The sequence below is a fragment of the Pedobacter sp. GW822-FHT03F06 genome, from assembly GCF_058801365.1.
Genome location: NZ_JBXANE010000015.1, coordinates 50,996 through 76,108, shown reverse-complemented (window position 1 = coordinate 76,108; position 25,113 = coordinate 50,996). Strand labels below are relative to the sequence as shown.

The 25,113-nt window shown below is 38.1% G+C and carries 24 protein-coding genes; 13 read left to right on the top strand and 11 right to left on the bottom strand.

Translation table 11 applies throughout. The annotated features are described in order from the left end of the window. Window positions 1-358: 358 nt before the first annotated feature. The 4 genes from AC1RJ8_RS22055 to AC1RJ8_RS22040 form a co-directional block, all read right to left on the bottom strand. Window positions 359-1,720, bottom strand: coding sequence for an acyl-CoA dehydrogenase family protein (locus AC1RJ8_RS22055; protein ID WP_492955685.1), 1,362 nt, complete (start codon window positions 1,718-1,720; stop codon window positions 359-361). Window positions 1,721-1,932: 212 nt separating this feature from the next. Continuing rightward, on the bottom strand, window positions 1,933-2,649 hold the full coding sequence (bshB1, locus tag AC1RJ8_RS22050) for a bacillithiol biosynthesis deacetylase BshB1 (RefSeq protein WP_492955684.1): 717 nt from the start codon (window positions 2,647-2,649) through the stop codon (window positions 1,933-1,935). Window positions 2,650-2,652: 3 nt separating this feature from the next. Then, the gene (locus AC1RJ8_RS22045; RefSeq protein WP_492955683.1) at window positions 2,653-3,165 is read right to left on the bottom strand and encodes a glutathione peroxidase; all 513 of its coding nucleotides are present in this window, start codon (window positions 3,163-3,165) and stop codon (window positions 2,653-2,655) included. Window positions 3,166-3,171: 6 nt separating this feature from the next. Further along, window positions 3,172-3,786, bottom strand: a complete 615-nt coding sequence (locus AC1RJ8_RS22040) for a DUF4294 domain-containing protein (protein WP_492955682.1) — start codon at window positions 3,784-3,786, stop codon at window positions 3,172-3,174. Window positions 3,787-3,895: 109 nt separating this feature from the next. Here AC1RJ8_RS22040 and AC1RJ8_RS22035 point away from each other — a divergent pair, with 109 nt between their 5' ends. The 6 genes from AC1RJ8_RS22035 (at window position 3,896) to AC1RJ8_RS22010 (ending at window position 10,140) form a co-directional block, all read left to right on the top strand. Further along, window positions 3,896-6,103 carry a RelA/SpoT family protein gene (locus AC1RJ8_RS22035; RefSeq protein ID WP_492955681.1) on the top strand — a complete coding sequence of 736 codons (2,208 nt, stop codon included), beginning with the start codon at window positions 3,896-3,898 and terminating at the stop codon, window positions 6,101-6,103. A gap of 189 nt (window positions 6,104-6,292) precedes the next feature. Beyond that, entirely contained in the window at window positions 6,293-6,790 is a 498-nt protein-coding gene (locus AC1RJ8_RS22030; RefSeq protein ID WP_492955680.1) for a Fur family transcriptional regulator, read from the top strand. A 38-nt stretch (window positions 6,791-6,828) separates the two neighbouring features. Continuing rightward, window positions 6,829-8,109 carry an adenylosuccinate synthase gene (locus AC1RJ8_RS22025; RefSeq protein WP_057933642.1) on the top strand — a complete coding sequence of 427 codons (1,281 nt, stop codon included), beginning with the start codon at window positions 6,829-6,831 and terminating at the stop codon, window positions 8,107-8,109. Window positions 8,110-8,241: 132 nt separating this feature from the next. Beyond that, the gene (locus AC1RJ8_RS22020) at window positions 8,242-8,469 is read left to right on the top strand and encodes a hypothetical protein (RefSeq protein ID WP_492955679.1); all 228 of its coding nucleotides are present in this window, start codon (window positions 8,242-8,244) and stop codon (window positions 8,467-8,469) included. Then, window positions 8,463-8,768, top strand: coding sequence for a type II toxin-antitoxin system RelE/ParE family toxin (locus tag AC1RJ8_RS22015; protein WP_492955678.1), 306 nt, complete (start codon window positions 8,463-8,465; stop codon window positions 8,766-8,768). The genes AC1RJ8_RS22020 and AC1RJ8_RS22015 overlap by 7 nt, the downstream gene beginning before the upstream one ends. Before the next feature lie 157 nt (window positions 8,769-8,925). Further along, window positions 8,926-10,140 carry an anthranilate synthase component I family protein gene (locus tag AC1RJ8_RS22010; RefSeq protein WP_493008061.1) on the top strand — a complete coding sequence of 405 codons (1,215 nt, stop codon included), beginning with the start codon at window positions 8,926-8,928 and terminating at the stop codon, window positions 10,138-10,140. A gap of 460 nt (window positions 10,141-10,600) precedes the next feature. On the opposite strand, the gene AC1RJ8_RS22005 is transcribed toward AC1RJ8_RS22010, so the two are convergent. From AC1RJ8_RS22005 to AC1RJ8_RS21990, 4 genes are all read right to left on the bottom strand, one after another. Then, window positions 10,601-11,407: a M48 family metallopeptidase gene (locus tag AC1RJ8_RS22005; protein WP_057933644.1), complete on the bottom strand. Its 807-nt coding sequence runs from the start codon at window positions 11,405-11,407 to the stop codon at window positions 10,601-10,603. A 95-nt stretch (window positions 11,408-11,502) separates the two neighbouring features. Next, entirely contained in the window at window positions 11,503-12,150 is a 648-nt protein-coding gene (gene plsY, locus AC1RJ8_RS22000) for a glycerol-3-phosphate 1-O-acyltransferase PlsY (RefSeq protein WP_029279402.1), read from the bottom strand. A gap of 49 nt (window positions 12,151-12,199) precedes the next feature. Next, window positions 12,200-13,042: a carboxylating nicotinate-nucleotide diphosphorylase gene (gene nadC, locus AC1RJ8_RS21995; protein WP_492955676.1), complete on the bottom strand. Its 843-nt coding sequence runs from the start codon at window positions 13,040-13,042 to the stop codon at window positions 12,200-12,202. Between the two features lie 159 nt (window positions 13,043-13,201). Beyond that, window positions 13,202-13,600 carry a DUF4783 domain-containing protein gene (locus tag AC1RJ8_RS21990; RefSeq protein ID WP_477625596.1) on the bottom strand — a complete coding sequence of 133 codons (399 nt, stop codon included), beginning with the start codon at window positions 13,598-13,600 and terminating at the stop codon, window positions 13,202-13,204. 173 nt (window positions 13,601-13,773) lie between these two features. On the opposite strand from AC1RJ8_RS21990, the gene gpmI reads away from it, so the two are divergent. Together gpmI and AC1RJ8_RS21980 are read left to right on the top strand one after the other, a co-directional pair. Then, window positions 13,774-15,297, top strand: a complete 1,524-nt coding sequence (gpmI, locus tag AC1RJ8_RS21985; protein WP_492955675.1) for a 2,3-bisphosphoglycerate-independent phosphoglycerate mutase — start codon at window positions 13,774-13,776, stop codon at window positions 15,295-15,297. Next, a complete protein-coding gene (locus tag AC1RJ8_RS21980; RefSeq protein WP_492955674.1) occupies window positions 15,297-15,827 on the top strand; it encodes a hypothetical protein in 531 nt (176 codons plus the stop codon). The genes gpmI and AC1RJ8_RS21980 overlap by 1 nt, the downstream gene beginning before the upstream one ends. A 52-nt stretch (window positions 15,828-15,879) precedes the next feature. Here AC1RJ8_RS21980 and AC1RJ8_RS21975 read toward each other — a convergent pair whose 3' ends face one another. After that, a complete protein-coding gene (locus AC1RJ8_RS21975) occupies window positions 15,880-16,500 on the bottom strand; it encodes a tetratricopeptide repeat protein (protein ID WP_492955673.1) in 621 nt (206 codons plus the stop codon). 317 nt (window positions 16,501-16,817) lie between these two features. Between AC1RJ8_RS21975 and lon the strand changes: the two genes are divergently transcribed. After that, complete coding sequence (gene lon, locus AC1RJ8_RS21970; protein ID WP_492955672.1) at window positions 16,818-19,289, top strand: endopeptidase La; 2,472 nt, start codon at window positions 16,818-16,820, stop codon at window positions 19,287-19,289. Between the two features lie 84 nt (window positions 19,290-19,373). Continuing rightward, window positions 19,374-20,324 carry a lipid A deacylase LpxR family protein gene (locus AC1RJ8_RS21965; RefSeq protein ID WP_492955671.1) on the top strand — a complete coding sequence of 317 codons (951 nt, stop codon included), beginning with the start codon at window positions 19,374-19,376 and terminating at the stop codon, window positions 20,322-20,324. Window positions 20,325-20,391: 67 nt separating this feature from the next. Here the strand turns inward: AC1RJ8_RS21965 and arfB are convergent, their stop codons facing one another. Together arfB and AC1RJ8_RS21955 are read right to left on the bottom strand one after the other, a co-directional pair. Next, a complete protein-coding gene (gene arfB, locus AC1RJ8_RS21960) occupies window positions 20,392-20,802 on the bottom strand; it encodes an alternative ribosome rescue aminoacyl-tRNA hydrolase ArfB (protein ID WP_492955670.1) in 411 nt (136 codons plus the stop codon). A 38-nt stretch (window positions 20,803-20,840) separates the two neighbouring features. Continuing rightward, complete coding sequence (locus AC1RJ8_RS21955; RefSeq protein WP_492955669.1) at window positions 20,841-21,365, bottom strand: ferritin; 525 nt, start codon at window positions 21,363-21,365, stop codon at window positions 20,841-20,843. A 130-nt stretch (window positions 21,366-21,495) separates the two neighbouring features. Here AC1RJ8_RS21955 and cmk point away from each other — a divergent pair, with 130 nt between their 5' ends. From cmk to AC1RJ8_RS21940, 3 genes are all read left to right on the top strand, one after another. Then, entirely contained in the window at window positions 21,496-22,176 is a 681-nt protein-coding gene (gene cmk, locus AC1RJ8_RS21950; RefSeq protein ID WP_492955668.1) for a (d)CMP kinase, read from the top strand. Window positions 22,177-22,716: 540 nt separating this feature from the next. Beyond that, entirely contained in the window at window positions 22,717-23,547 is an 831-nt protein-coding gene (locus AC1RJ8_RS21945) for a 3-keto-disaccharide hydrolase (protein WP_492955667.1), read from the top strand. A gap of 60 nt (window positions 23,548-23,607) precedes the next feature. After that, the gene (locus AC1RJ8_RS21940) at window positions 23,608-25,110 is read left to right on the top strand and encodes a TPM domain-containing protein (RefSeq protein ID WP_492955666.1); all 1,503 of its coding nucleotides are present in this window, start codon (window positions 23,608-23,610) and stop codon (window positions 25,108-25,110) included. Window positions 25,111-25,113 lie beyond the last annotated feature (3 nt).

The window sequence follows — 25,113 nt, the reverse complement described above, 5'->3', positions numbered from 1 at the left end:
AAAATATACACTACCAGTCCAATCAATATGCCATTGTTAAATAAACCTGACAGCAGCGAAAATCCTTTTGCTTGCAGCACCTTTAACATGCTATCATGCTGAGGCACGAAGCATCTGCAAGCCATGGAACAGAGGCTCCTCACCTCGGCACTTCAAAACCCGCAAAAAGATTGTAACGAATGGCAGGACCGTAGCACCTATGAAATGCTGACATTCATTTCCTAACCCTAAAAATCCTGCTATTTATCATACTACATCAGCCTTCGACTACGCTCAGACTGGCAAGCAATTAATTACCCAGCTCAAAGCTAACGAAGTTCCCAAACTGCTCTTACCCTTCAAACTTCGTGAGTTTTCCCTAAACAAATGCGGAGAAACCTGTTATGGCCCTACCGACAATCAGCGTATTAATTTCTTTTGTACCCTCATATGAATATATAGCTTCGGCATCGGCCACAAAACGTGCTACATTATATTCGAGTAAAATACCGTTTCCACCCATTACCTCACGGGCCTTGCTCACCACATCACGCGTACGTAACGAACAGAATACCTTTGCCAACGAAGCGTGTTCGTCTTTCAACAGACCCTGATCTTGCAATTGTGACAACCTAAAACATAATGTTTGCATGGCCGTTAAATTCGACAACATCTCAACTAAATGGTTTTGAATCAATTGAAAAGATGCAATGGGTTTACCAAACTGTTTTCTGGTTCGGGTATAATCCAATGCATTTTCGTAAGCGCCACGTGCACAACCAACAGCCTGCCAGGCTACTCCTGCCCTTGTCATTTGCAATACCTTTGCGGTGTCTTTAAATGAGTTTGCATTTTGTAAGCGATCGGCCTCTTCTACTTCACAATTGCTTAAAGTGATAATTCCATTCTGTACAATCCTGAGGGCCATTTTATCCTGCATTTTTTCCACCGCAAAACCTGGATTATCTTTTTTTACGATAAAACCTTTAACCTCACCACTTTCCTCATCACGGGCCCAAATAATTAAGATATCGGCGAAAGTGGCATTACCGATCCATTTTTTCTGACCATTTAAAATCCATTTGCCATCTATTTTTTTGCAGGTTGTAGTGAGTCCTCCAGCAGCCGCAGAGCCCACTTCGGGTTCAGTTAGTCCAAATGCACCGATAATTTTAAATTGCTGCATCAATGGTAACCACTGTTGTTTTTGCTCCTCCGATCCACATAAATAGATCGACCCCATGGCCAAGCCGCTCTGTACACCAAAAAAAGTAGAAATTGAGGTATCTATCCGCGCCATTTCCATCGCTAAAATCCCTTCCATCAAATTTGATTTTCCAGGGCAGCCATAACCTTTGTAGGTTAAACCACAGATATTAAGTTCAGCAAGTTTTGGGATAATTTCGAAAGGAAATTCGGCTTTGTTCCAGTAATGGTTTACAATGGGTTTTACTTCTTTTTCTAAAAAAGCACGCACTTTTAGCTGGAGTTCGCGATCCTCATCGTTGAGTGCTTCGTCGCCCAAATGATAAAAATCACCTTCAATTGGGGGTAATTCTCGTTTTTTACCCGACCCACCCATCATTTTCATCATCCCCTGAATTTGTTTATCATCAAGGTTGGATATCGTTTCGACCATTTTGGGTAAATCGACTTTTTTTGATAAAGCTTCTAATTTATCAAAATCTACATGTTTGAAAAGATTGTATGCGTTTTTGAGAGAAGAGAATATATTCGCCATTATTATTCGTTTTAAGAATAACAAACGAAGAGCGGTTTTGTTGGCGGTAGGTTTTTCTTACCACCAGTCGTCACCCTGAATTTAGTTCAGGGTCTTAAAAAGAAAATTTATCACAAGAAAGACCCTGAACTAAATTACCTTCGGTGAGCTCGCTAAGGCTAGGTTCAGGGTGACGATCGTATAAAAATGTCAAAACTAAGGAGGTAACTTTTCTACCTTAAATCAAACAAACTATCAACACCCAGCAACTTCCGCGAAGTAAAGCCCTCGCCAAAAGTAGCGCCAATGCTTTTACCAAATTCTCTTGCGCGGCCAATTACGGTTTCGAAAAACTCTGGAGAAGAAATATAAGTTTGTAAGCCATCCACATCAGGATTATAAAACTGGGTTTTAAAGGCTTTGATCGATTCAATTTTCTTATCCATGTGGTTAGATATATCCACAATGATATCAGGTTTTAAATATCTGTCCTGAATAAATTGCAACAATAACCTCGGCCGGTGCGCCTCTTGTTTAATACCATCTATCAATGTTTCTATTTTTGGTAAACCTGATAAAAAAACCGAATCGTGCACCAGATCGCCTGCACGCCCATGATCGGGGTGACGGTCTTCCAGCGCATTGCTTAAAATAATTTCTGGCTGGTATTTCCTGATGGCTTTAATGACTTCTAAACGATGAAATTCATCATTCTGAAAAAAGCCATCCCTCATTCTCAAATTTTCGCGAACATGCAAACCCAAAATTTTCGCAGAATCTGCAGCTTCTTCATCTCTTGTTTCTGCGGTACCACGCGTACCCAGCTCACCTCTGGTTAAATCTACAATTCCAACTTTTTTACCAAGGGCAATATGTTTTAAAATAGTTCCTGAGCAACAAAGTTCTGCATCGTCAGGATGCACGGCTATCACTAAAATATCTAATTTCATTATTTATTGGGCATTTTGGTTCAGCAGTTGCTGAATTTTCTTTTTAATTTTCGAACTCAGTGGCTTAGTGAATGGTAAAAAATAATCTTCCAGCTCGCCATTTTTGTTCAGGAGGTACTTATGGAAGTTCCAACGGGGTTTCGAACTTAATTTTGTGTTTTGTTTCTTCTCGCTCAAGAATTGATAAAGTGGATGGGCATGTGCCCCACGAACCATAATTTTATCAAAAACGGGAAATTTTACGCCATGGTTAATCTCACAGAAAGATGCAATATCAGATCCATTAAGCGGTTCCTGTTTTCCAAAATCGTTGGTAGGAAAGCCCAAAATTTCAAAATCAGGACTATTAATCTCGTCTTTTAGCTGCTGTAATTCCTTTAATTGTGGGGTAAAACCACATTCTGATGCAGTATTTACAATTAAAACAACTTTATTGCGGTAGGCTGATAACGGCTGTTCTTCGCCATTAATTTTTTTAACCTTAAACGAATAAATATTCGGAATGCGTTCCTGCATTATATGTTATTGATAAAATCCTGAAGTACGGATAATAGATTCTATATCCCTGTCTTCATTCGGATCGTAAGTGCTTTTTAAATTATGTCCTACTACGCGGGCTACAATCTGATAAGAAAATGCAGCGAAACCACCCTTGGTCTGCTTAACAATATCATAAGTTGTTCTGCCCACTTCGCGGTCGATCAGTTTCGTTAAAATCTGACCTTGAGTAATCGTTAATTCTTTTATTTCGCGGTTAAACATGTCTTTAATTTCTTTATCACATTGTTTAACCAGCTGTTTCTGTTCTTTTTTCTCCGGCGTACGGGCAATATCCTGCTCTAATTGCTCATACCTACGTTTCGCAAACAGTGCGTATGGCATTACTTTTAATACGTTATACCTTAATCGGTTATAGGCGGCCTGTTCTGCCGGCGATTTCCATATCCTTGCGGCATAAATAGATACATCGTTAAGCTGCATCCACGGAATCATTACACCATTATCGTTTGTTGAGGCTACTCTTATTGTATCGCTTTTACCCAATTTAGGGAATATTGGCGCAGCAGGATCCTGAGCCCATAGCGAAATGCTACAAATCATTACAATACAAAGAAAAAAGAGCCCTTTAATTTTCATAAATTTATACTTTTACAAAGTTAGGTGTTATTTCATATATTAGTTGTTTCACAAAACTAATATAAGTTTTATTCATAAATAAGACGCAATTTTTACGCAAAAAATACAAATGAAAACAGAGTTAGTGATTGATTTAGAGGCGGAAAAGCAAGAGATTCTAAAAAGATATAGGGCATTACTACGGGCAAGCAAATCTACTTTACAAAAGGGCGATAAAAAAGAAATCAGAAAAGCTTTCGATATGGCGCTGGAGAGCCATAAAGATATGCGCCGAAAGTCTGGTGAACCTTACATCTATCACCCTATTGCTGTAGCGCAGATAGCTGCCGAAGAAATTGGCTTAGGAACCACCTCTATTGTATGTGCCTTATTGCACGATGTGGTAGAAGACACCGATATCACTTTAGAAGATATTGAACGCGAATTTGGCAAGAAAACCGCTAAAATTATCGACGGTTTAACCAAAATATCTGGCGTTTTCGATACCAATAGCTCTTTACAGGCCGAAAATTTCCGCAAAATGCTGCTTACCCTGGCAGATGATGTGAGGGTAATCCTGATCAAACTTGCCGATCGTTTGCATAACATGCGTACAATGGATTTTATGCCCCGCCACAAGCAGCTTAAAATCGCTTCAGAAACCATTTATTTATATGCACCATTAGCCCATAGATTGGGTTTATATGCTATAAAATCAGAGCTGGAAGATCTTTCGATGAAATATCTCGACCCTGATACTTACAAATTCATTGCAAAAAAATTAAATGAGAAAAAAGCTGAACGTGCACTTTTCATTAAAAAATTCGTCGAACCTATTGATGAAATAGTTCATGAACAAGGTTTAGTGGCCGATGTTTACGGCAGACCGAAATCAATCCACTCCATCTGGAACAAGATGAAAAAGAAAAATATTCCCTTCGAAGAGGTTTACGATCTTTTTGCCATCCGGATTATTTTGGACTCGGCCCCTGAAAATGAAAAGGCCGATTGCTGGAAAGCCTATTCAATTGTTACCGATTTATACCGTCCAAATCCGGATCGATTACGCGATTGGGTTTCCTCACCAAAAGGAAATGGATACGAAAGTTTGCATACTACGGTGATGGGTCCACGCGGACAATGGGTTGAGGTACAGATCCGTACACAACGCATGAACGAAATTGCAGAGAAAGGTTTTGCTGCGCACTGGAAATACAAAGAATCGAGTAACGATAATGGTCTTGATCAGTGGATCCAGAAAGTACGCGAAATGCTGAGCAATCCGGAAGCCAACGCTTTAGATTTCCTGGACGATTTCAAGATGAACCTTTTCTCGGATGAGATTTTTATTTTCACGCCAAAAGGGGCCTTGATCCAGTTGCCACTGGGTGCTACCGCATTAGATTTTGCTTTCGAGATCCATACCGATGTAGGTGCAACCTGTATAGGTGCTAAAGTGAATCACAAGCTGGTCCCTATTTCGTATAAACTTCAAAATGGCGATCAGGTAGAGATTATCACCTCGAGCAAACAAACGCCTAAAGAAGACTGGTTAAACGTGGTGGTTACAGCCAAAGCCAAATCTAAAATTAAGTCATCTTTAAAAGAAGAAAAGCGGAAAATTGCCGAAAATGGTAAAGAAATCTTAGAAAGGAAGCTGAAGTCGTTAAAAATCACCTACAATACTGATAATCTTCAAAAGCTAAGTTATTTCTTTAAACTACCTTCTACACAAGAGCTTTTTGTTAATGTTGCCCTTGGAAAAATCGAGCTGAAAGATATCAAAGAATACCTATCGAGCGAGAAAGAAGTTGAAAGCCGCGGTCCGGAACGCCCTGAAAATCTTTCTGTTGATGGAATCAAGAGTAAAATTAAAGGTGGAGAATCTGACATTTTACTCATTGGCGAAGATATGCAGCGCATTGATTATACCCTGGCTGCCTGTTGTAACCCAATTCCCGGCGATGATGTTTTTGGTTTTATTACCGTGAGCGAAGGGATTAAAATACACCGTACCAACTGCCCTAACGCTGCACAGCTAATGGCCAATTATGGTTATCGCGTGGTGAAAGCCAAATGGAACAAACAGCAGGAATTAACTTTCTTAACCGGCTTACGCATTGTAGGTATTGATGATGTAGGCTTAATCAATAACATCACCAGGGTAATTTCTACAGACTTTAAAGTAAATATGCGTTCGATTACTGTTGATACCAATGAAGGGATTTTTGATGGTTCGATTATGATTTTTGTAAACGATACCGAACACCTGGAAAACCTGATTAAAAATTTATTAAAAGTTAGAGGTGTTACCGGAGTAACGAGGTTTGATGCATAAATGAGTCGGAAAGTCTGGAGTCAGATGTCGGAAGTCAGGATTTTGAGGCCTAAGTTGCAAGTTATTTGCAATTTAAACTTCTGACTCCCGCCCCCAAACCTCCGACTAATTACAAATCTGTGTAATCATTTAATCGGTGTAATCATTTTTCAAAACAATTTACCTACCTTTGAATGGAGTTTAAAAACTATGTCTGAACAAAAAACAAATGAGCTCGTTCGCAAGATTTTTGAGGCTTATTTAGAAAACAAAAATCTACGTAAAACACCAGAGCGTTTCGCTATATTGGAAGAAATATATTCAAGAAACGACCACTTTGATGTAGAAACCCTTTATATCCACATGAAAAACCAAAAGTACCGCGTAAGTCGTGCTACGGTTTACAACACATTGGAGTTATTGGTTTCATGCGATTTAGTTACCAAGCACCAGTTTGGTAAAAACATGGCACAATTCGAAAAATCTTATGGTTACCGCCAGCACGATCACGTCATCTGCATCGAATGTGGTAAAGTAGTAGAATTCTGCGATCCACGAATCCACCAGATCCAAACCATGGTTGGTGATCTTTTAAAATTTGATGTGAAACACCACTCGTTAAATCTTTATGGCTTCTGCTCTGATTGTAGTATGGCCAGAAAAGTAAACGAAAGTGCAGTAACAGCTGCAAAAATTGTCGAAAATTAAATCAAAATACAAATAAAACCAGCTTAATTTATTAAATAATGACGCAAGTAGATGTACTTCTCGGCCTGCAATGGGGTGATGAAGGAAAGGGAAAAATCGTTGATGTACTAAGTCCAAAATATGATCTTATTGCCCGTTTTCAGGGTGGCCCAAACGCCGGACATACTTTAGAGTTCGATGGCAAAAAATTCGTTTTAAACACAATCCCTTCAGGAATTTTTAACGAAAAAACCATGAATCTTATCGGTAATGGTGTAGTAATCGACCCTATTATCCTAAAAAGAGAGTTAGATAATTTAAAAAAAGCTGGTCATGATCCTGTTGCCGATGGCAAATTGGTGATTGCCCGTAAAGCACACTTAATTTTACCAACCCACCAATTATTGGATGCTGCTAACGAGGCACGCATGGGTAAAAATAAAATTGGATCAACCTTAAAAGGTATTGGTCCAACTTATATGGATAAAACTGGCCGTAATGGTTTACGTGTTGGCGATACTACCCTACCTGATTTCAAAGAGCGTTATGCTAAATTGGTAGAAAAACACACAGAAATCCTTTCGCATTACGAAGGTTTCGAATATGAATTAGCAGAGAAAGAAGCATCATTCTTCGAAGCAATCGAATTCTTAAAAACGATTCCTCATGTAGATAGCGAACATTATGTGAATGGTTTCTTAAAAGAAGGAAAAGCGGTTTTAGCAGAAGGTGCCCAGGGAACGTTATTGGATGTAGATTTTGGTTCATACCCTTTTGTAACTTCTAGTAACACTACAACAGCAGGTGCCTGCACTGGTTTAGGTATTGCGCCTAATAAAGTAGGAGCCGTTTATGGTATCTTCAAAGCATATTGTACCCGTGTTGGTGGTGGCCCTTTCCCTACCGAATTAGATAATGAAGTTGGCGAAAATTTACGCGCTTTAGGTCACGAGTTTGGCGCAACTACAGGTCGCGCACGTCGTTGTGGCTGGATCGATCTTCCTGCATTAAAATATGCCATCATGTTAAACGGCGTAACCGAGTTAATTATGATGAAAGCAGATGTTCTGGATACTTTCGACACCATTTATGCTTGTACCCACTACGAATACAATGGCGAAACAATTGATTACATGCCGTATGACATCATTTCAATCGAACCAAAACCAGTATTGAAAGCAATTGACGGTTGGGCTACTGATGTAACTAAAATTACTTCCGTAGATGAAATCCCAGCCAAATTAACTGATTACATTGCGTTTTTAGAAAAAGAATTAGAAGTGCCGATCAAATTCCTTTCAGTAGGACCAGATAGAGCGCAAACTTTGGAATTACGTTAAAATATACAATTCAGCATAACGACTGAGAAAAAGCAATCCATAATTGGGTTGCTTTTTTGTATTAAAGCAAATCGATCTAACAATTTGCTTATTATCATCGATTTAATTATTTTTGAGTATAAACATTTTACTATGGCAACTATATTAGAAAGCGAAATGCTTAATTATTTTACACAGCTAGACGATGCCGAAAAAAGTTCAGTAGTGAATATGCTTAAAGCATTTATAAAAGGTAAAAGAAAGAGTGCAAACGTTAGCATAGAACAATACAATAGTGAACTATTGGCTGCAGAAATAGAATTTAAAAACGGCAATTATATAACCCACGATCAACTATTAAATGAGATTAAAAGTTGGTAAAAAATAATTTCAAAATTGTCTGGACCAAACCAGCCCAAAACCAATTAAAGGAAATATACAAATATATCAGCGAGGAGTCTGTTCAAAATGCCATAAATGTCATCAACGACCTAACACACGCTGTTGAAAATATAGTTGAGCATCCAGAAAAACATAAAATTGATCAATATAAAAAAGATAATGATGGAACCTATCGTGCTTTTGAAAAACATCATTTTAGAATTTCTTACCGGAACGAAAAGCAAATTATTAGGGTTTTAAGGATTAGACACACCAAAATGAATCCTAAAAAACATTAATTTGACTTACGCTCATTTTTAACAAGCGTATAATTTCAAATCGTTTCAAACGATTTAAAGATAATATTCTAAGTACCTTTCCACTTATGCAGGGTTTAGTTACCTTTGCCGCAGCTTGAAAACCCAACAAAATATATCCCATTTTAAACAAAAAGCTTTGCATTGGGCCAACCAGTTCGACGTTTGTTGTTTTTTAGATTCAAATAGCTATAAAGATGCCTATTCAGCTTACGATTTCATTATCGCTGCTGATGCACATCATGAATTAAAATGCCTGGCAGGCAATGCGTTTGATCAACTAAAAAACTTTTATGCTGCACATAAACAGTGGGTTTTTGGCTTTTTCAGCTACGATTTAAAAAACGAAATAGAAGACCTTCACTCTAATAATTCGGATCATTTAAATTTTCCAGATTTATACTTTTTTGTTCCAAGATACCTGATTGCCTTCAAAAATGGCAATGCCGAGGTTCTGATTGGTCCAGAATCAATTTTAGCTGAAATAGATTCTTTTGAACATCAAATAGAAGTTGAATCTAAAAAAGTAACGATAACACAACGATTGTCTAAAGATCAATATGTTCAAAAAGTAGAAGCCTTAAGAGACCATATTATTCGTGGTGATATCTATGAAGTTAATTTCTGCCAGGAGTTTTTTGCCGAAAATGCAGAAATAGATCCTGTTCAAACTTTCGAGGCGCTAAATCAGGTTTCTCCAACTCCATTTGCTGGTTATTTTAAAGTTCAGGGTAAATATATTTTATCTGCTACTCCAGAACGTTTTTTATGTAAACGTGGGTCGAAACTTACCTCGCAACCTATAAAGGGCACCTCGAAAAGAAGTTTAAATCATTCGGAAGATGAAGCTATAAAATCGCGACTCAGGAACGATATTAAAGAACAGGCCGAAAACGTAATGATTGTTGATCTGGTACGCCACGACCTCACTAAATCGGCCGTTAAGGGTTCTGTTACAGTCGACGAGTTATTCGGCATCTACAGCTTCCCTCAGGTCCATCAAATGATTTCTACCATTAGCTGTGAATTAAGCCCAGAGATTCATTTTGTCGACGCCATTAAAAATGCATTTCCAATGGGCTCTATGACTGGTGCGCCAAAGGTTAGGGCTATGAAATTGATCGAAGAATACGAAGTGAGCAAAAGAGGGATTTATTCCGGTTCATTTGGTTGCATCAGTCCAAATGGTGATTTCGATTTTAATGTAGTGATCAGGAGTATTTTATACAATGCTGAATCTAGCTATTTATCGTTTCAGGTTGGAGGAGCCATTACCTACCAAAGCAATGCTGTTTTAGAATACGAAGAGTGTTTACTGAAAGCCAGTGCCATTTTGAAGGTTTTGGGGAGTTAATTGGTTCACTAGTCATTAGTTCATTTGTCCTTAGCAATCCGTCATCTTGACTGGAACGCAGTGGAATGGAGATATCTATCTACCCAGATTTCTCGACACTTTCTAGTCTTAGCATCTCGCTAAGACTTAATCAATACGCTGAAATAAAAAGGTCTTAGCAAGACTACCTGTAGTCGTAGCGTCTCGCTAAGACTTAAACAATATCTTAAACCTTAATTTAAATAAAAAAGGTCTTAGCGAGACGCTAAGACCAGATAAGCGATCCGACTATATAAATCGTCGTCATCTCGACTGGAATGCAGTGGAATGGAGAGATCTATCCAGTATATCCCGCTTGTTAGATTTCTCGACTGCGCTGCACTCCGCTCGAAATGACGGTACTTTAAAATGGCCCTAAACAAAAAAGGTGGAATTTTCTGCATCATGCAAAACCTTCCACCTTAAACCTTAAGCCCTAAACCTATTTCTTATAATACTGCTGTGCTTCAGGTAAATATTTTTGGATCTGTGCAATACGTGTAGCATCGCTTGGGTGGGTACTTAAAAACTCGGCTGGTTTTTGAGCACCTGCAGATGCAGCAGACATTCTGTTCCAGAAACTGGTCGCATTTTGAGGGTTGTATCCGGCCATGGCCATAAAAATTAAGCCTAAACGATCGGCTTCCAATTCTTGATTACGACTGAATTTTAACATCGCCACTGGCGTGCCTACACCATAAAGGGTATTAAAAATAGATTGAGTTTTTGGGTTTTTAGATAATGCAACACCTGCTGCAGCACCAATACCTTGAGCAACCATTTCTTGCGACATCCGTTCTGCAGAGTGACCTGCAATAGCGTGAGCAATCTCGTGGCCCATTACGGTGGCCAAACCTGCATCGTCTTGTGTTATGGGCAAAATACCTGTATAAACTACAATCTTCCCTCCTGGCATACACCAGGCATTTTTCTCGTTGTTCTGTACCACATTAACCTCCCACTGGTAATCTGCAATTAGGTTGCCATAATTATTGCTGTTCATATACGATTTTACAGCCGTAATTAATCTGCTACCAACGGTTTTAACTTTCAAAGCCTGCGCATTCGAGGCTGGTAAAACTGTAGTTTTATTCTCCGTTAAAAAGGTGCTATAAGCCTGGAAAGCCATTGGCAAAACCTGGTCGTTACTCACTAAATCAAATCGACTACGGCCTGTTAAAGGAACGGTAGAACAGGAGTTAAATAATAATACCCCAGCAACACTTGCTGTTAAAAATAACTTTTTCATAATGCGATTTTAAATGATTAGTAAATACTGATAAGCAAAACCGTAGATTAAACAGTAAGCCTATAAATAAGTTTTAATGAAATGTGTTTTGTTAATTAATTAGTTTTCTTCCTAAACAAATACACTTTAGATTCTTTGCCTTTTAGCAATCTTTCGAGGTTTTTCTGGTGTGTAACTAAGATTAAAATACAAACCACCATGCCATAAAGCACCTCCGATTTGATGGAAACCTGAAACAAGAACACCACACTGAGCGGAAAAGTAAATCCTGCACAAATGGAGCTTAATGAAACGTATTTAGTTAACAACAGCACAACCACAAAAACCAGAACACAAAGCATAGATGCTTCGAAGTTAACTGCCAAAATCATTCCAAAAAGTGTAGCAACACCTTTTCCGCCTCTAAAACCGGCAAAAACTGGAAATAAATGTCCCATTACTGCGGTTACACCGAGTGCGAGCTGATAATTGACAAAAACAACTGAGTTTTGTGGCCCAGTTACCGACATGCCGATTAAATAGGCCAGATTAGTTGCGGTATAACCTTTTGCGATATCGATAATCATTACAGCAATTCCGGCTTTTTTGCCTAATACCCTAAAAGTATTGGTTGCGCCAGCGTTGCCACTTCCATACTCCCTTACATCAACCCCATAAAAGGCCTGACCAAGCCATACAGCTGTTGGTATAGATCCAAAAAGGTAGGCAATCAATAACGCGCTGAGAGAATAAACCGTAACCATAGCCTACAATGATACAAAAAATAAGCTTTTAATTTTATAGCAAATCACTTTAGTATGCTTTTAAACTCATATCCAGGCTTTTCACAGAGTGTGTAAGCGCGCCCATCGAAATAAAATCTACGCCGCAAGCAGCATATTCAGCAACATTCTCTTCAGTAATCCCTCCCGAAGCCTCTGTAATGAATTTACCATCGATTAATTTAACCGCAGCCCTTAAGTTTTCGAAACTGAAATTATCAAGCATAATGCGGTCTACACCACCAGTAGACAAAACTTGAGCTAACTCTTCAAGGTTCCGCACCTCGATTTCAATCTGAAGTGATTTATTTTGATCTATTAGATATTTTTTAGCGGCTGTAATGGCGTTTGAAATTCCTCCTGCATAATCTACATGATTATCCTTAATTAAGATCATATCATATAAACCAATGCGGTGATTTACACCTCCCCCGATCCTTACTGCCCATTTTTCTAAATAGCGAAGTCCTGGAGTGGTTTTGCGGGTATCTAAAATTTTGGTTTTGGTTGTTTTCAATAAAGAAACAATCCGATGGGTTTTAGTAGCAATGCCACTCATGCGTTGCATACAGTTTAAAACCAAACGCTCTGCAATTAAAATAGCATGTGTACTTCCAGAAACGGTTAAGGCAATATCGCCTACTTTTACCGCTACACCATCCTTTAATAACACATCAACCTTTAAAGTATCATCTACCTCCTTAAAAATCTCAAGAGCCAGTTCAATTCCAGCCAAAACACCATCTTCTTTGATAATCAGTTTTGCTTTTCCCTGTGTTCCGGGCGGAATTGTTGAAAGTGAAGTATGATCACCATTACCAACATCTTCGGCAAGGGCATTTTTTATGAATTGATGTATAAGTTGAGTATCCAAAATGTAGATTTTATGCCGCAAAAATAAGAAATATTTGTTAGCAGACAATTTACTGAAGCGTTAAAGTGATTTGTTAACTTCAGAAGTTTCTAGCCTCCGCAACTTACAAAGCTGGCAAAGCCTAGCAGTGGCAAAACTTTGTAAGTCCTGCCCAGCCAATTAATCCTTTGCCGGTTCGATCCTTAATTCAGTAATTGAAAAGCTGGTGTTGAATTTTTTCATGGTGATGGAAACCCTGAAGGTTTCTTTGGCGGTACTTAGAATAATTACACCAAAACGATAATTTGGATTCGTATTAATTTTATGAAAAATACTTGTTTTTATTGGCGGATGTTTAACAAAAAAATCTCTTAAAATCTGTTCACCCTGTGCTTTTGAGTATACATCTTCTTCATCAACTATAATAAGTTCAATAGTTGAGGCGAAACTTTTAGCAATTTCTTTTGAGTTGCCAGCTTTAAAATACGAGGATAAATCATCAATAATATCTGCCTGAAGAGCTGTAGGGTGATATAATGACGACAAACTAATAATGAGTAAAAATAAGCTCCGGATCATTTCTGTATTTTATACAGAACCCTATAGCTAAAATTATGCCATTAGCGTATCAAAAAAAGGATTTCTTCATTTGTATAAGCCTCAATAAAGTTATATTTGCCATATAAACAAAACACTAAAACATGTTATACATGAAAATGTTTTAATGTGGATCAATAAATTTTACAATAAAAATGGTAAACGATAAAAAACTCGCGCTTATAATTCTAGATGGTTGGGGCTACGGAAAACAAGATAATTCTGATGCTGCATATGCTGCCAACACTCCTTTTTTCGATTCTTTATTACAGAAATACCCAAATTCTAAGCTTGAAGCATCAGGTGAAGCAGTAGGTTTACCAGCCGGGCAGATGGGAAACTCGGAAGTTGGGCACATGAACTTAGGTGCAGGCAGGGTAGTTTACCAGGAGCTTGGAAGAATCAACAAATCGATTACCGACAGAGAATTGCACAGTAACCCGGTTTTGGTAAGTGCATTCGATTATGCTAAGCAAAATAACAAAGCAGTCCATTTCATCGGTCTCGTTTCAAACGGCGGTGTGCATGCACATATCGAACACTTAAAAGCTTTATGCGATGCCGCAAATGAAGCAAACGTACCAAACACTTTTGTTCACGCTTTTTTAGATGGCCGTGATACTGATCCAAACTCTGGTCTGGGCTTTATTACTGATCTGGAAAACCACATCCAAAACACAAATGCTAAATTGGCTACCATGGTTGGCCGTTATTATGCAATGGACCGCGATAACCGCTGGGAGCGCGTTAAACAAGCTTACGATGTGATGGTAAACGGTATTGGCGAAAAAACCCAGGATGCGCTGGCCGCGATCAAAAAATCATACGCTGATGGCGTAACTGATGAATTTTTAAAACCAATCGTTTTAACGCAGGATAATGGCGCACCAGTTGCTACGATTCAAAATGATGATGTAGTAATCTGTTTTAATTTCCGTACCGATAGAGGTCGTGAAATCACTACCGCATTAACGCAAAAAGATTTCCCGGAACAGCAGATGCATAAACTGCCATTGTATTATGTTACCATGACCACCTACGATGAGAGTTTTGAAAAGGTAAATGTAATTTTCACCAAAGATGATTTAACTCAAACCATTGGCGAAGTACTGGCCAACAACAATAAAAATCAGATCCGTATTGCAGAAACTGAGAAATACCCACACGTAACTTTCTTCTTCTCTGGCGGAAGGGAAGCTGAATTTAAAAACGAAAAACGCCTTTTAATTCCTTCACCGAAAGTAGCTACCTACGATCTTCAACCAGAGATGAGTGCCGCAGGAATTACCGATGCCATTACCAAAGAAATGGAAACCGGATGGGCCGATTTTATTTGCTTAAACTTTGCCAATCCGGATATGGTTGGCCATACAGGTGTTTTTGAGGCTGTGGTAAAAGCAGTAGAAACCGCAGACAAATGTGCAGAAACGGTGGTAAATAAAGGTTTGGAGCATGGTTATTCGTTTATTCTTTTGGCCGACCATGGAAACTCCGAATTTATGGTTAATGGCGATGGATCTGCCAATACTGCGCATACTACCAACCTGGTACCCTGTATTTTAATTGATAAGGATTATAAAACCATTGCAGACGGTAAGTTGGGCGACATTGCCCCTACCATTCTAAAAATATTAGGCGTGGCTATTCCAGCAGAAATGACAGGAAATGTTTTAGTATAATGGTTAAGAAACTTCATATCCTGGTATTTGCTTTGGCATTATTTTCCTGTAATCAGCGAAAAGAAGCTGAAGCAAATACCGATTTATTGTATTTTGATATAAAAGGATATTTTGGAAAGGAAATTTCTCGCTTACAAAAACTAAACCCCATAGTAAATAAAACCGTTAGTGTAAATGGGGCAACCGAAAGCAAAACAGCTAAAATTGCCGACTGGGCAAAAGAATTAGCGATCTTCGTTAATGCCGATATTAATAAAACCTCGTGGAAAGGGAGTTTTAAAATAAAAGAACAAGATGGCGTTGATATTTATACTTCCGACAATAAAAAAATCCCTATTAAGAAGGTTTCTATAAGCTGGAGCGGTCAGAAAGCAGGTAAAATAGAGATCATCATCGATAATAAAAATATCTTATACCAATCTGAGGATACTTTAACCTACTGCCCGGATAGCCTTTATGCAATCCAAAAGCAACAGAAAATTAGGTTGTTAAAGGGAAAGAAGTATTCAGTTATCGGAAAGCTGAAATAAAAAAATGGGGCTCGAAAATATTCAAGTCCCATTTTTCTTTAAAGACTATATTTTACTTTAGGCTAGCAATCTGAGCCTTATCGTATGTTACCCAATCAATAATATCTTTTCTTAACGGCTGCAAGGTTAATACCTTCTGAAAATCAGCAATAGAATTATTGAACAAAGCTACACAAGCCGCTTTTTCTTCTTTTTTCTTCGCTTTAAAAGATCTGAAAATTGCATAATCCTTATAAGCTAAGCCACGGTTCTGAAACATTTGGGCATCTTCATCACCATTAATTTCAATGGCTTTTGTAAAATCTTTGAGAGATGCCAAATAAAAGTTCTCGCGCATGGAATTTAACGATTCTTTAGGGTCGTTAGCGATTTTTAATCTTGCTATCCCCCGGTAATAATAAGCCGTAACCTCAGTAGGTTTAATGGTTAATAACCGGCTATACGTGGCAATACATTTCTCATATTCACGATTTTGGAAATAAGAATATCCGAGCATCTGGAGCACGTTTGCGTTATCTTTAGTTTTGGCATCAGCTTTTTCTAATTGTATAGCGGCGGTTTTATAATCACCTTTCATCATCGCCTGCATGCTTCTTTCGTAATTGCTTTGTGCGAAACTACTAGTTGATGTAAAAATAATTAATCCTAAAATCGCCTTTTTAAAATAGTTCATGTATGAGTAATAAGTTTAACAAATCTAACGCCTAACCAAATTTATAGGAGAAATTTTTTGCAATATAATCCTATTCTGATAATTTAAAAGTTTTTAATTTTCTTTCATTCAAAACCAAATGCCCTAAACATTAGCTTAAACGCTAAAATATGGTTTATATGATATTGGCGAAAATATTTATATTACTCTGCCTTTTTAACATAAGATTAATATTATTTTCACTTTGGCACAAGAGTTGAATTTATTAACTTAATACCAAAATTAAACAAAGTGAATACGATTGAACTGCCAGTTTGTCGTTAGCGGAAAATGTGATAATGAGTAAACAAGATATATTTGATTTCCATACAGCAATGCCAATTATAAATGAGGATACCGAATTTTTCCCCTTAATGTCTCAACAAGACGAAGAGGAAATGAACAATGAGGAAACGCCCGAAACGTTGGCCATATTGCCTTTGCGAAACACAGTTTTATTTCCAGGAGTAGTTATTCCTATTACAGTTGGAAGAGATAAATCGATTAAATTAATTAAGGAAGCTTACAAAGGAAATAAGATTATTGGGGTTGTTTCTCAAAAAGACGTTTCCATTGAAGACCCTACGTTTGAGCAACTTAATACAGTTGGTACGGTTGCAAACATCATTAAGCTGTTGCAGATGCCTGATGGAAATACCACCGTAATTATCCAGGGTAAACAACGTTTCAGCTTAATTGAAGAGGTACAGAACGAACCTTACATTAAAGCAGTTGTTAAAAAATTCGAAGAACAAAAGCACAAAGCAGATAAAGAGTTTAAAACATTAATCGCTTCTATCCGCGAAATGTCTGCTCAGATCATCCAGCTTTCACCAAATATCCCAAGTGAAGCGAGTATTGCACTTAAAAACATCGAGAGCAATTCATTTTTGATCAATTTCATTTCATCAAACATGAATGCCGAAATGGCCGATAAGCAAAAAATCCTTGAAATGGATAAATTGCAGGAAAGAGCACAAAAGGTAATGGAGCTTTTAATGGTCGAATTACAGATGCTGGAGCTGAGAAATCAGATCCAATCAAAAGTCCGTACCGATTTAGATAAGCAACAACGTGATTATTTTTTAAATCAACAGCTAAAAACCATTCAGGAAGAATTGGGAGGCAGCTCTGCCGATTTAGAATTTGATGCTTTACAAGAAAAAGCTAAAAAGAAAAAGTGGGCTAAAGCAGTTGCCGAACATTTTGATAAAGAGCTGGATAAATTGGGTAGAATGAACCCTGCTGCACCAGATTACTCTGTTCAGTTAAATTATTTAGAGCTTCTTTTAGATTTACCCTGGAGCGAGTTTACTAAAGATAATTTCGACCTAAAAAGAGCACAACGCATCTTGGATAAAGATCACTTCGGTTTAGAAAAAGTGAAACAACGTATTATCGAATACTTAGCGGTTTTAAAATTAAAGCGCAATATGAAAGCGCCTATTTTATGTTTGGTTGGTCCTCCGGGAGTGGGTAAAACATCTTTAGGAAAATCTATTGCGAAAGCGCTAGGCCGTAAGTATGTACGTATGGCTTTAGGCGGTATCCGCGATGAAGCAGAAATCCGCGGCCACCGTAAAACATACATAGGCGCAATGCCAGGCCGTATTATTTCATCTATTAAAAAAGCAGGGGCAGATAATCCGGTTTTTGTTTTGGATGAGATAGATAAAGTAGGAACCGATCACCGTGGCGATCCGTCATCAGCTTTGCTTGAAGTATTAGACCCTGAACAAAACAGTGCCTTCTACGATCATTATGTAGAAATGGATTACGATTTATCCAACATCCTGTTTATAGCAACTGCTAACTCTTTAAGCACTATACAACCTGCTTTGTTAGATCGTATGGAGATTATCGAAGTAAACGGATATACGATTGAAGAGAAAATAGAAATCGCTAAAAAATACCTGTTGCCTAAACAAAAGGAAAACCATGGTTTACAAACTAAGGATATTAACCTAAAAACTCCGCTGATCGAAAAAGTGATTGAAGATTATACCAGAGAATCAGGTGTACGTGGTTTGGAGAAAAAAATAGGTTCTTTAGTGCGTGGTGTGGCTACAAAAATTGCGATGGAAGAAACCTACGATCCAAATTTAAGCAATGAAGATGTAGAACGTATTTTAGGTGCGCCAATTTACGATAAAGACTTATACGAAGGCAATGAAGTGGCTGGAGTAGTTACCGGTTTGGCCTGGACAAGTGTTGGAGGCGATATTTTATTTATCGAATCTAGCTTAAGCCCAGGAAAAGGCAAACTCACCTTAACAGGTAACCTTGGCGATGTAATGAAAGAATCGGCAGTTATCGCGCTAGCGTATTTACGTGCGCATGCAGCTGAATTTGATATAGACTACAGTTTATTTGACAACTGGGATGTTCACGTTCACGTGCCTGCAGGCGCTACGCCAAAAGACGGACCTTCTGCTGGGGTAACTATGCTTACCGCCCTAACCTCGGCATTTACACAACGTAAGGTAAAACAGCATTTAGCTATGACTGGTGAGATTACCTTACGTGGAAAAGTACTTCCGGTTGGTGGTATCAAAGAAAAGATCTTAGCGGCAAAAAGAGCAAACATTAAAGAAATTATCCTTTGCAAAAGCAACCGTAAGGATATTTTAGAGATTAAAGAGAGTTACATCAAGGATTTAAAATTCCACTATGTAACCGAAATGAGTGAAGTAATTGAATTGGCTTTAACCAAAAACAAGGTTAAAAAACCTTTAGATTTAAGTGTTAAAATTGCGCCGATTGTAAACTAATTGCTAATTCTTTTGGATTAACAATCAAAAATCCAATTACAATAAATACTTTTATAGCCTAGGTAAATTGCCTGGGCTTTTTTTATGAAATCATTTTTATTCACTATAGTTTTTGGTTTGGTTGTTTCAACCAGTTTCGCTCAATCTTTTAAAAACGAATTCGGTTTTAAAACCGAAAACGATGCTTATCTGGCTACTTTAAACGATCGATATTATACCAACGGATTATTTATCTACTTCCGCCATGCCATTAATACCGAAAAGCTTTCAGATAAAATAGAGAAAAAAATCTACGAAATTTCTGCCGGACAGAAAATGTATACGCCTTATTGGGGGCAGGTTCCTAACAAAGCGGACCAGGACAGGCCTTTTGCAGGTTATCTTTATGCAGGTGGTGCATATTCTGTTTTCTATAAAAATGAGAGCGTTTTAAAAACCAGTGTAGAATTGGGAACGGTTGGCCCGAACTCGCTTGCCCAAACCGCACAACGTTTCCTACATAAAACCGTAGGTTTTTATACCCCTGCAGGTTGGGATTACCAGATTAAAAATGAACTGGCCGTAAACCTTGCCGCAAATTATAGCAAGTTACTTTTTAGACCTGAAGATCCCATTGTGGATATCAGTGCCCAGGGTTATGCCAACTTAGGTACAACTTTTTCGGGTTTGGGTGCATCAGTGCTTTTTAGGGCCGGAAAACTAAATCAATTGTTCAACAGTGCTTATCACAACGCGGTGATCGGAAATTCGAAAACAAAAAGCTTAAACAATTCAGAATTTTTCTTTTATGTTAAACCGCAGCTAAACTTTGTTGCCTACGATGCTACCATACAGGGAAGTCTTTTTAACAACAACAGTCCATTAACTTTTGGGGTAAAACCGATTGTTTTTGAGCAACAGTTTGGTGTAAATTATAGTTCAAAAAGATTTACTGCCGATTTTAATATCATTTTTAAAACCAAAGAAGTTAAAAGTGTGGCTAAAGCACAGAATTACGGTGGTTTAAGTTTGTATTATAGGTTTGGGAAGCGTTAGGTTAACTGTTTAAATTGGTTAATTGAGCGTTTGCATTGGAACTAAAATAGAAATCAGGCCGTAGGCTTTAATCAATTGATGGTCTTTTGCGACTCTCCTTTTTATCTGCATTTACAGCCTTATTCTTCAATCTTTTTTGAATAACTGCTTTAGGGATTTTTGTTGCTTTTCTTTTCTTCTGAACCTGAAGCGATCGTTTTAACAATTCAATCAACTTGGCAACTGTTTTCTCTTTATTGAGTAGCTGGCTCCTATCCTCTTGCGAGACAATATGTAACAGTCCTTCAGAATCTAAACGGTTTTGGAGTTTTTCCTTCAAAAGTACTTTCTCTTCGTCACTAAAATGCTCGAAAGTATCGATACTAAAAATAAGCTCTACCTTGCTCGAAACTTTATTTACATTTTGCCCACCCTTACCTCCGCTTCTGGAAGTTTTGAAAGTAACAGACCGTAAAATTTCATCTCTTGTAGGCAACATGCTGCAAAAGTAATAATTTGGGATCTAATAAAAACAGATTATTCTCCCTCTTTCGATTCGCTTACCTTGGTGCGCAACCCTACAATATCTTTATCCAATTGGTAAATGCCTCCCCTATCGCTGCCTACCAATTGAAGTTTCTCTAACATCGTTTTCGCCATTTTTTCCTCTTCCAGCTGTTCATCCAAATACCATTGCAAAAATTTAAAAGTAAGATAATCTTTCTCATTCAGTGAAAGTTCTACCAAATCGTTAATGCTTTTTGACACCAACAATTCATTATCCAGAAAATCCTGAAATACCTCTATAACCTGTCCGAAAGAATTTTTGGGCATTTCAAGCGCAGTAATTATGGCATGTCCATCACGATCGTTGATATAATGAATCAGCTTAAGCATATGATGGCGTTCTTCTTCACTCTGACGATAAAAAAACTCGGTATAGCCCTCTAAACCCGGCTGGGTTTCTAACCATGAAGCAATTCCCAGGTAAACTTGCGACGATTCGGCTTCCAGTTTAACCTGGTTATTCAGGGCCGCCAACATTCTTTCAGATAACAACATAATTGTGAATTTATTTTATAATTAAACACATCCAGCAAATCAATGTTTTAGCATTGTCTTGTTTAGAATCTATCTTTATACCTTTAAAAAAATTCAGCATTCTGTTTCTATTTTTTACCTTTGCGCTACGATGAAGAAAAACCTGGTAATAGCAATAGATGGCTACTCATCTTGCGGAAAAAGTACTTTAGCAAAAGCACTGGCTAAAAAATTAGGTTTCATTTATGTAGACAGCGGAGCGATGTACCGTGCCGTTACACTATATTTCTTAAGGAACAACGTCGATATTTCTAACGATGCTAAAGTTGCTGATGCTTTACAACATATCGAACTGAACTTTCACTCCCGCGATTACGAATCCCATATTACCCTTAATGGTGAAGAAGTTTCTGACGAAATCCGCTTAATGCCCGTTTCTGAAAATGTAAGCGAGGTTTCGGCACATAAAATTGTGCGTCATGAAATGGTGAAGCAACAGCAGCGCATGGGTAAATCGAAAAACATCGTCATGGATGGCCGTGATATTGGCACTACCGTTTTCCCTGATGCCCCTGTGAAATTTTTTATGACGGCCGATCCGAAAATCAGGGCCGAACGCAGATTTAAGGAACTGGAGAGCAAAGGCAATAACGAAACTACCCTGGAAGAGGTTTTTGAAAACCTTGCCCATCGTGATTATGCCGATACCACCCGTAAGGAAAGTCCGTTGGTTAGGGCTGATGACGCCATTATTTTAGATAATACCGATCTTACACAGGAAGAACAACTGGCTTTTGCGTTGGAAAAGGTTAATCCTTTTTTGGTTCATTAGTCAGTAGTTCACTGGTCATTAGTTCATTGGTCCATGGTTTATTAGTTGATAGTTGATGGCCGTATTGGTTACTACAAAGCGACGAAAAATATTACAAAGGTTTGGTTAACTGGTTAATTGTTTAAATCGGTTAACTGATATCTATCGCTGCATCCCAAATGCATAGCTTAGTTAATCGTCTTAAGACTAGGGATTATAGACTAAATAGATTTCTCCATTCCGCCGTGCTCCAGTCGAAATGACGTATCTCTAATCTATCGCTGCATCCCAAATGCATAGCTTAGTTAATCGTCTTAAGACTAGGGATTTAGACTAAATAGATTTCTCCATTCCGCGGTGCTCCAGTCGAAATGACGTATCTCTAAGGTTAATTGTTAATCGGTTAACTGGTTCCAAGCTATGGGCTACAAGACTATCAATCATGAACTACCCGGCTATTCACGATAAACTTCGGACTCCCGACTGAAGACTCCCGACTTCCCAGCCGTTTCCTGAGATAGAAAAAATTTCATATTTTTAGCACCCAACCCAAATGTTACTATGAAATTAAAATCAATTTATCTTGCGGTATTATTTTTATCGCTTACTATCCTCAATGCCAATGCCCAGAAAGGCTGGATCAATCTTTTTAATGGAAAAGATTTAAAAGACTGGAACATTAAAATTGCCAAACACGAATACAAAGAAAATTATGCCAATACTTTTCGTGTAGAAAATGGCGTAATGAAGGTGAGTTATGACGGATATAAAGAATTTGACCAACAATACGGACATATTTTCTACAAAAAACCTTTTTCGGCCTATCTTTTAAAAGTAACCTACCGTTTTGTTGGCGATCAGGCTAAAGGTGGCGAAGGTTGGGCAACCAGAAACAGTGGTGCCATGTTACATTGCCAGGATCCGGCAACGATGTTAAAAAACCAGGATTTTCCCATTTCGATTGAAGCCCAAATTCTTGGCGGAGATGGTGAACATGAACGCCATACCAGTAACGTATGCACACCTGGAACACTAATTGATTATAATGGAAAACTATTTACGGGGCACTGCTTAGATTCCAAATCGAAAACCTATGCAGGCGACCAATGGGTAACCGCAGAATTTTTAGTTTTAGGTGATTCGGTTATCAAACACATTATAGCAGGCGAAGTGGTTTTAGAATATACCAAACCTCAAATTGGTGGCGGCAGCGTTTCTAATTTCGACCCGAAAGTTAAAATAGATGGCAAAGCATTAACATCAGGTTATATTTCATTACAGAGCGAAAGTCACCCGATAGAATTCAAAACGGTGCAACTTTACGATCTGGAAGCCTACATGAAAGATAAAGCAAAACTGAATAGGGTATTGGCTAAAATATTAAAAGAGTAAACCATATCGCTACCTGGTTGTTAGATCTTGATGTAAAAACCTGGTACCTAAATTTATACAATGCTCAATACCCGTTTGTTTAAACCCATTGCTCTACTATTCTTTCTTTTAGTTGCCCATATTACTTTTGGGCAAACTGCTTACAAAGTAAAAGACATACCAAACCCAAAAAACAATGGTGGAGGTTATCTAAGTGATCCTGATGGCATTTTAGGAAGCAGTACGGTTTCTGATTTAAATAACACCATTGCCCAGTTTGAACATGAAACCAATGTTCAGGTGGCAGTGGTGATTGTTAACGATTTCGACCATGATAAAGAAGATTTCGATTTTGCATTTGAGCTTTTTAACACCTGGGGAATTGGCTCAAAAACCAGCAATAATGGCTTATTATTATTTATCTCAAAAGATCGGCGAAAGTACCGGTTCATTACCGGAACGGGGATTGAAGGTGTATTGCCAGATGTAAAGCTTAAGCATATTGCCGAGCAGAATCTCCTGCCAGCTTTCAGGCAAAATGATTTCAGCACCGGGATAACGAATACCATTAATGCAATTGGTGTAATTATTTTAAACCCTGAACATAAATCAGAACTCAATCAGTTTTTCACCCAACACGAAAGCAACAGTTCACTCGAAAATTTTTGGCTTCCTACAGGAATTATCCTACTGGCATTTTTCGGGGTGTTCAAAATTGTGAACAGGCAAGCCAAAAATGGTTTAAATCCAAAAGGCTTTGACAAGAATAAAAATAGTTATGATGCCACCATAGCTAAAGGCTGCGGAGTGGCTTTCTTTATTGTGTTTGTTTCTATTTTTATTTTTGTTTTTACTGGTGCTTTTGAGCTGTTCGAAAAGATAAAATTAGCACATATCCCTTACATTCTTTTTTCTATCCTGGCCATATTGCTTTTCTTTCGGTACCTTTTCTATTTGTCGGCATTAAGAAAAGCGCACCAGGACGACAAAAATTTCTTTGATGCCGTTGTGGCTTTCCACAAAAAGAACTGGTGGTTAGTTCTTTTCTCTCCTATAATTTTAATTGCAATTATACTCCACCTCATCAAGCGCGTTAAAACGATTGATCGTTTCAAGCCAGTTTTGGATAGTAAAAATAACCCGATGATCAGAGTAGATCGCGATATCAATATAGAAGGAAAACCATTTTTAACCGCAGGACAACGTAAAGAGGAAGTTGTTTTAGCTTATGATTATGATATCTGGGAAAGTGCTGACCATAAAGAACATATGATTAAGGCATGGCCAGCGGAAAAATACAATAGTTATACCGAATGCCCCGAATGCACTTTTAGGACATACAAACTGAATGAACGCATTACAGTTAAACAGGCCACTTACAGTCACGAAGGGCAGGCAAAGCTGATAAACGAATGTAGTTTTTGTAAAAAAACAGAATTTATAAAGTGGATCACATTGGCTATGTTGGTCGAATCGAGCTCGTCATCAAGTTCCTCTTCATCAAGCGGCAGCTCATCCTCTTCATCAAGCAGTAGCTGGGGCGGTGGCAGTAGCAGCGGCGGTGGTACTGGTGGAAGCTGGTAATTT